We start from the raw sequence: 7270 nt of genomic DNA on the forward strand, positions 1-7270 counted from the left end.
GGTATAGAGCAGCACATTGGCTGCCGGCAGGGGTTTCCTGGTATCTTTATCGTACGCATGACCTTTTATTTCTCTTTGAGCTGAAAGTGTGAAATGAACTCCTATCAGAAATACGGTTAACGATAATGCGTAGTATTTTGCCATGCGAGGATATTGGTTAATTTCGGTACAATATCGCATTGAACCATTCCCGTTCCGTTAATCAATACCAAACATTGTCTTTCTGATTAAAACATTATTCTTCTGGTTAAATAATTATTAATAAGATAACGTGATTAACAAATTATTTACAATTACAGAGAGATGATTACTGGAGTATTTTTTGATGAGCTTATTTTCTATTCTACGAATCCTGGTAATAAAAATTAAATTACTATTTTATGAACACAGCTCCGTTAGTAAAATCGTTGAAGGACATGTTGCTCAAAGCTAATGCACACGTAACTTTCAGCGATTCGATAAAGAAATTGCCTGCTGATCTCAGGGGGGTAGTGCCTGAGGGCATGCCATACAGTATCTGGCAACTGGTAGAACATATCAGGATCACGCAGTACGATATCCTTGATTTCTCCAGGAACCCGGACTATAAAGAGATCGAGTGGCCGAAGGCTTACTGGCCGGAGGAAACAGCTCCTGCGAACGATGCTGCCTGGAAACACAGCGTGGAGCAGGTGGATAAGGACCTGCATGCTTTTATTGAGTTGCTGGAGCAAAGTGATGATCTGTTTGCGCCATTTCCATATGGCAGCGGGCAGCATTTATTCCGGGAAGCCGTATTATTGCTGGATCACACCAGTTATCATACCGGTGAAATTGTGGCGCTCAGGCGAATGCTGAACGCCTGGCATTAGATACATTCGGGGTGAAATTTGTGGGTAGTGCCCGGCATTTGCCGGGCGCCACGCATTAAATACATTTCCACAAACAATCGGTGAACCAGTGTTTATGATCGAAGAAGCGGGCCACTGGTTTGAAGCCGGCAAAGGCTGCCAGCTGGTCTGTTTCTTCCAGGCTGTACTTCTGCGAAATTTCCATATAAATGGATTCATTTTCCTTAAAGTGGATGGTTACATCTTCCCCGATATGCACCTGTTGGTTTTCCAGGCTGATCAGGTAACTTTTACATGCGCCCGTAACGGGATCGTAAGTAGGAAAGTGTTCAAATTTCGTCATGTCAAAATCTGCGTACAATTCCCTGTTGATACGTTGCAGCAGGTTAAAGTTAAATGCGCGGGTGATGCCGGCGGAATCATTATAGGCGTTCAGGATCACCTGCGGGTGTTTTTTAAGATCGAAGCCGGTCAGCAGCAGGTCGCCGGGCTGCAGGTATTGCCGTAGCTGCTGGCAGAAGCTGCGGGCGGCGCTCACACTGAAGTTGCCGATATTGGCACCCATAAAAAGCAGCACCTTCTTTTTGGCAGTTACCTTATTGGCCTGTTGCAGCATATGGAAGTATTCCCCGTTCAGCCCATGCATTTGCAGGCCGGGCACCTGTGCGGGCAGGTGCTTTTCCAACTGGGTAATTACATTGGCGGATATGTCGATCGGGAAATACGTGTGGTCGATGCCGTTACTGATCAGCTGCTGGAGCAGATGAACAGATTTTGTGGCATCTCCTGCGCCCAGTTCCACCACATCAAATTCGCCGGCATATAACTGTAACGCCTGTACTATTTGCGCGGATTGTTCGCGGAGGATTTCCATTTCGCAGCCCGTCAGGTAGTATTCATGGCATTGCATGATCTGCTGAAAGAGCGCGTCTCCGGCTGCATCATAAAAGTATTTCGGGTCCAGGTATTTCTGCGGTGCGCTAAGGCCCTGCACTACATCATGATAGAATATACCGGTGGCTGGTTTGCACCTGCCTGATACAAGCACACTTGGAATTACAGTCATACTTATTTTTTGATATACTGAATGTAGATCTTTGAAGATCCGGATCAATTTTCATAACGGTGTCTCAATCATCCTGCCAATCTTATCCCGGTAAACTGCCATCTCAGTGAAGGATGGAAAAAATTACGGTAAGTGATGCGGCTGTGGTTGGGAGAAGTTACCTCTGAGCCACCGCGCAGCACCATCTGGCTGATCATGAATTTTCCGTTATATTCTCCGATGGCGCCGGGCGCCTTCGCAAAGCCGGGGTAGGGCAGGTAGGCGCTTTCGCACCATTCCCAGCGGTAGCCCCATGATAGTTGTCGTGCGGCCACTTCCCATTCAAACTCCGTAGGCAGCCGTTGTCCCTTCCAGGCGGCATATGCAGCCGCTTCGTAGTAGCTGATATGCGTAACGGGCGCATCGGGCATTAAAGGCTGCAGCCCCTGCCAGGTATAATGCATCCATTTCCCATCAATATTATACCAGTACATGGGCGCGGTTACCTGGTTATTCTTTACCCAATCCCATCCTTCGGCATGCCAGTAACGGAAATCCCGGTAGCCGCCGGCCTGGATGAAGTCCAGGTATTCCGTATTCGTTACCAGTGCTGTGCTGATCTTATAATCTGCCAGGTATACGCTATGCCTTCCCAGTTCATTATCAAAACAAAATCCATCACCTGCAAAACCGATATCGTATACACCGGCACGTATATTTAACCACGGATCCCCGGGATTGTTCACCACAGGAACATCTTTATGATGAATATCGTATGCAGGGAACAGCGGGTTATGCCCGAGGATATACTTGATGTCGGTATATAGCAGTTCCTGGTGCTGCTCTTCATGGTTCAGGCCGAGAATAAACAGCTCCTGGAGCTCCGGCGACAGTTCATCTTCCAAAAAATCCATCATGGCATCATCCACATATTTCCGGTAACGCATAATATCCTCCACAGCCGGCCTGCTCAGGTTACCCCGGTTGGTACGGATCACCCTTGCGCCCACCGACTCGTAATAACTGTTGAATACATAATTGTACTGCGGATCAAATACCGTATAACCTTTAGCGTTAGGGAGGAGGATGAAGGTTTCAAAGAACCAGGTGGTATGCCCGAGGTGCCATTTAGGAGGACTTACATCCACTACAGGCTGCACTACATAGTCTTCCGTTTTTAGCGGGGCGCATATCTTTTCGCTTCTCCGCCGTACTGTTTCATATTGTTCTTTCAGTAACATAATTACAGGTGCTTACTGTTGATTCACATATTTAGTAAAATCCGAGATACTTTTGATATGGAGCTTCTGTGCTGCTGTTCTGCGCATCATCAATGCGTAGGTATTATTAAAACCGATGGGCTGCAGCCATTTGATATGGTATTGCTTTGCAAATGCAGCACTTACATAATCGTATACTTTACGGCTGTTGCTGATAATGCTGTCTGTTACCTGTTGCGGCGCCTGGAGTAATACCAGCAGCCCGGTGCCGGTATATTCAGGATACATGTCGATCTGGTCATTTACCAAAGCGTCGAATACGATCTTTGTACCGCCTAATCCTGTTTTGGTAACTGCAGCAAGACCGGTATGGCCTTCTATCAGGATTTTATACATTGCTGCGAGGATATAGCCATCGCCAAAAATTTTTGAGCCGATCCGGATGCTGCCTTTATCGCCTTTGCCGGCGGGTTTCCAGAGGTTTTTGGCGACGAGGAAATCCTTGGCCACTTTTTCCGGGTTTTGTTTGAGATAGTCCACGCGGTAGTTTAATTCCGTCATGATACTATCATTAATTGTACCAACCAGCAGGTTGAGCGCCGGCTCCAGTTCGGGGTACTTTTGCAGCGTTTCTTCCCGTACAATGGGAGCTGCATAATACGGTGGAAAAATATGTTTATCATCTTTCAATACTACCAGGTCAAATGCTTTTACCCTGCCATCTGTGCTGCTGCCGCTGATCACATCCAGTTTTTTTTCATAGGCAGCCTTATACATGATCATATCGCTGATCACGAGTGTGCGGATATGCAGGCCATAAACAGATTTTAACCCCAGATCACCATCTTTCCGGCCCATAAATTCGGGGGTAAATCCTGCCAGCATTTTACCGTTATAGGTATCCGGCAGCAGGTAGAACGAAGAGAGGAGCAGGAAGGCAACAGGCAGTGCGTATAATGTTTTGCGGGCTTTGCGGACATTGATATGCTGGAGGAGCGACAGGAGCCAGTCGAACAGCAATGCCAGTAAAGCCGCCGGGATAGCGCCTGCCAGCATCATATTGGTATTGTTCAGGGCAATGCCGCCGAAAATAAATTCCCCGAGCCCGCCTGCGGCGATATACGCGGCCAGCGTGGCTACGCCTACATTGATCACCGTAGCCGTGCGGATGCCTGCCAGTATAACCGGCATGGCCAGTGGCAGTTGTACTTTCAGCAGCATTTGCCGCCGGCTCATTCCCATGCCGGTAGCGGCTTCCGTTATATTGCTGTCTACTCCAATGATACCGGTGTAGGTATTGCGGACAATAGGCAGCAGCGCGTACAGGAACAAAGCCACTATAGCAGGTTTAGGGCCTATTCCCAGCAGCGGGATCATGAATCCCAGTAAGGCGATACTCGGAATGGTTTGCATTACGCCGGCAAAGCCGAGTACCGGTGCTGCCAGTCTTTTTTTCCGGGTGATAAGGATACCGGCAGGTACGCCTATAGCCACGGCCAGCAACACGGATATAAAGGTAAGCCCGGTGTGCGTGAGGGTTTGTTCCAGCAGTTTACCGGATTGTTGTTGTACAAATTCAAATAAGGTTTCGGTGGATTCCATGCCGTTGTATTAATTTTTATAGGCAGCTATTGCCTCCATCAGTCCATTCCCGTCAATCATTTTTTGTTCCTGTTCATATACTACCGTAACCGGTTCATGTGTGATGGCTTCCAATGCATCCCAGCAGGTGCTGGCAGCGGTTAATTGCCCGCCTGCCGCTGTGGTGGCTGCTGGTAGCCATTGCCAGAGGTCTTTTATGTGCAGCGATTTCAGTTCCAGCTGCAGCCGTTGCGGATCAAGGAAGGATCTTACAAAATCGTTTACCGGGTGGAAGATCAGTTCAGCCGGCGTACCTAATTGCTGGATGCGTCCTTCATTCATGAGGCAGATGCGGTGCCCCAGTTCGAAGGCTTCTTCCACATCATGCGTTACGAGGATGATGGTTCTGTGACTGATCTCATCGAGCGATTTAAATTCTTTCCTGACGCTGATGCGGGTGAGGGGATCCAGTGCACCGAACGGTTCGTCCATCAGCAGCACCGGCGGATCTGCTGCCAGTGCGCGGGCCAGGCCCACCCGCTGTTGTTGTCCGCCGCTGAGTTGTTGCGGATATGCAGTGGCGTAGGTAGCCGGCAAATGGAGTTTATCCATCAGCGTGATCACCCGGTCGTGGATACGTTTTTTATCCCATTGAAGCAATGAAGGCACCAGGCCAATGTTATCACTCACCGTATAGTGCGGGAACAACCCGGTGTTTTGCAGTACATAGCCAATATTGCGACGGAGCATTTCCCCGGGCAATTTTTGTATTTCTTTCCCGTTGACGAAGATCTGGCCGCTGTCGGCTTCCAGCAGGCGGTTGATCATGCGCAGGGTAGTGGTTTTCCCACAGCCGCTGGTGCCAAGCAGCACAAGTGTTTCCCCTTCCTTTACTTCAAAGGAAATATCATCTACCGCTTTTTTTCCCGGGCCAAAAAATTTGGAAACATGTACCAGTTTAATCATCCTGTATATATCAGATTGTGGAAAAAATTGCTCATTATGGAGCTGGTTTCTCCAATGTCATAAAGAGATTGTTTAATGATTCCGCATAGAGCGGGTGAGCGAACACCATTTCACGTAGCTGCGTGGCCGTGATGTTGCCCAGCATGGCCATTTGCAGCATAGACATGATTTCGCCGCCTTCTGTGCCAATGATCGCAGCTCCCAGGATCTTATTGGTTTGTTCGTGCACGAGGGCTTTCATAAATCCTCGTGTTTGCCCGGTTTCTATAGCCCTGGCCACTTTATCCATACTCAGGCAGGCTACTTTAAACGGGATGCCTTCTTTCTTCGCGTCTTTTTCTGTGAGCCCTATGCGGCCAAGTTGAGGATCGGTGAACATGCAATATGGAACCTGCCGGTCTTTTATACCAACGTTTGCATTTTCAAAAAGGTTTTTATAAATAATAAGATGATCGTTATAGGAGATGTGTGTAAATGCGGGACCGCCTTTTACATCGCCGATGGCATAGATGCCTGGTTCGGAGGTTTCAAGCCGGTCGTTTACCCGGATGAATCCTTTTTCATCGGTAACCACATTGGTTTGCTGCAACTGCAGTGCTGCAGTTTGCGGGGTACGGCCGGTAGCTACCAGTATATGCGTACCTGTTATAGTATCACGGTCGTTGCCGGTGGTGATATCCACACTGATCTTCTTCCCGCTCACAGACACATGGGTTGCCTGTGTACCGGTATGGATCTGCATATTTTCCGATTCCAGCATTTTTTTAATCACGGCTGCCACATCGGGATCTTCCTTCGATACCAGTTGGGAAGCAGTTTCTATGATGGTAACGTGACTGCCTAAACGCTGATAGAGTTGTCCCATTTCCAGCGCGACGTAGCTGCCGCCCAAAACGATCAGTTCTTTAGGGATGGTTACTTCATCGAGCAGGGTGGTAGAGGTGAGGTAAGGCACTTCCGCCAGTCCGGGTATAGGCGGGATAAACGGTTTGGTGCCGGTATTGATGAAAATATGATCTGCAGTTAAGATAGTTTCCTCTCCTTTATGCCCGGTAACAGTAATGGTTTTATTACCGGTGAACGCAGCTGTGCCCATAAAGAGCGTAACGTTTTTGGATTGTAACCCTTTTTCGGTTCCCTCTCGAAATTCTGTGACGATATTATTTTTCCGGGCTACAATAAAGGGAAGGTCTACCATGAATCCGTGGCTGTGAATGCCCCAGTCTTTACTATGAAAAACGGTATGTGCAACTTTTGCGCACGCGATCATTGCCTTGGTAGGCGTGCAGCCATCGTTGATGCAGGTACCGCCGGGATATCGTTGTTCAACGACAGCGGTTTTCCAGCCTTTTTCTTCCATTTTCTTTGCCAGCGGGTTTCCACCCTGGCCTGATCCGATTACGATGGCGTCAAATTTCTGCATACGGAAAGATTTAGAATGCGGGGCCAAAGATTATACCAATGAAAAGTAAGCAAATTTTGCGAATAAAGCCGCGAAGGTTGTCTGACTCACTGATTACGCTGATTTTAATGATTTCCCTGAGTTTTTTTATGCTGTGTTTTATTATAGCGGATGTCTTTGCGGGGGGCACACTGATTATTAAATATCTCCCTTAATTATTATAAAA

General features: G+C 48.0%; 6 protein-coding genes. 1 reads left to right on the forward strand and 5 read right to left on the reverse strand.

Features of this window, described 5'->3' with window-relative positions:
• Window positions 1-380: 380 nt before the first annotated feature.
• Window positions 381-851: a DinB family protein gene (locus tag VN105_RS05100; protein WP_325638576.1), complete on the forward strand. Its 471-nt coding sequence runs from the start codon at window positions 381-383 to the stop codon at window positions 849-851.
• Window positions 852-906: 55 nt separating this feature from the next.
• On the opposite strand, the gene egtD is transcribed toward VN105_RS05100, so the two are convergent.
• The 5 genes from egtD to VN105_RS05125 all read right to left on the reverse strand — a co-directional run bounded on the left by egtD (window position 907) and on the right by VN105_RS05125 (window position 7065).
• Window positions 907-1896, reverse strand: a complete 990-nt coding sequence (gene egtD / locus VN105_RS05105) for an L-histidine N(alpha)-methyltransferase (protein WP_325638578.1) — start codon at window positions 1894-1896, stop codon at window positions 907-909.
• A gap of 68 nt (window positions 1897-1964) precedes the next feature.
• Window positions 1965-3116 (reverse strand): ergothioneine biosynthesis protein EgtB, encoded by a 1152-nt coding sequence (egtB, locus tag VN105_RS05110; RefSeq protein WP_325638579.1) that lies wholly within the window; start codon window positions 3114-3116, stop codon window positions 1965-1967.
• Window positions 3117-3128: 12 nt separating this feature from the next.
• Window positions 3129-4697 carry an ABC transporter permease/substrate-binding protein gene (locus VN105_RS05115; RefSeq protein ID WP_325638580.1) on the reverse strand — a complete coding sequence of 523 codons (1569 nt, stop codon included), beginning with the start codon at window positions 4695-4697 and terminating at the stop codon, window positions 3129-3131.
• Between the two features lie 9 nt (window positions 4698-4706).
• Window positions 4707-5642 (reverse strand): ABC transporter ATP-binding protein, encoded by a 936-nt coding sequence (locus tag VN105_RS05120; RefSeq protein WP_325638581.1) that lies wholly within the window; start codon window positions 5640-5642, stop codon window positions 4707-4709.
• A 34-nt stretch (window positions 5643-5676) separates the two neighbouring features.
• On the reverse strand, window positions 5677-7065 hold the full coding sequence (locus VN105_RS05125) for a mercuric reductase (protein ID WP_325638583.1): 1389 nt from the start codon (window positions 7063-7065) through the stop codon (window positions 5677-5679).
• Window positions 7066-7270 lie beyond the last annotated feature (205 nt).

It is taken from the genome of Chitinophaga sp. (assembly GCF_035564935.1).
Taxonomy (GTDB): domain Bacteria; phylum Bacteroidota; class Bacteroidia; order Chitinophagales; family Chitinophagaceae; genus Chitinophaga.

Bases quoted from the DNA above. Each gene is read 5' to 3' on its own strand.
- VN105_RS05115 (WP_325638580.1), bottom strand. From the start codon at position 4,697: ATGGAATCCACCGAAACCTTATTTGAATTTGTACAACAACAATCCGGT.
- VN105_RS05125 (WP_325638583.1), bottom strand. From the start codon at position 7,065: ATGCAGAAATTTGACGCCATCGTAATCGGATCAGGCCAGGGTGGAAAC.
- VN105_RS05120 (WP_325638581.1), bottom strand. From the start codon at position 5,642: ATGATTAAACTGGTACATGTTTCCAAATTTTTTGGCCCGGGAAAAAAA.
- egtD (WP_325638578.1), bottom strand. From the start codon at position 1,896: ATGACTGTAATTCCAAGTGTGCTTGTATCAGGCAGGTGCAAACCAGCC.
- VN105_RS05100 (WP_325638576.1), top strand. From the start codon at position 381: ATGAACACAGCTCCGTTAGTAAAATCGTTGAAGGACATGTTGCTCAAA.
- egtB (WP_325638579.1), bottom strand. From the start codon at position 3,116: ATGTTACTGAAAGAACAATATGAAACAGTACGGCGGAGAAGCGAAAAG.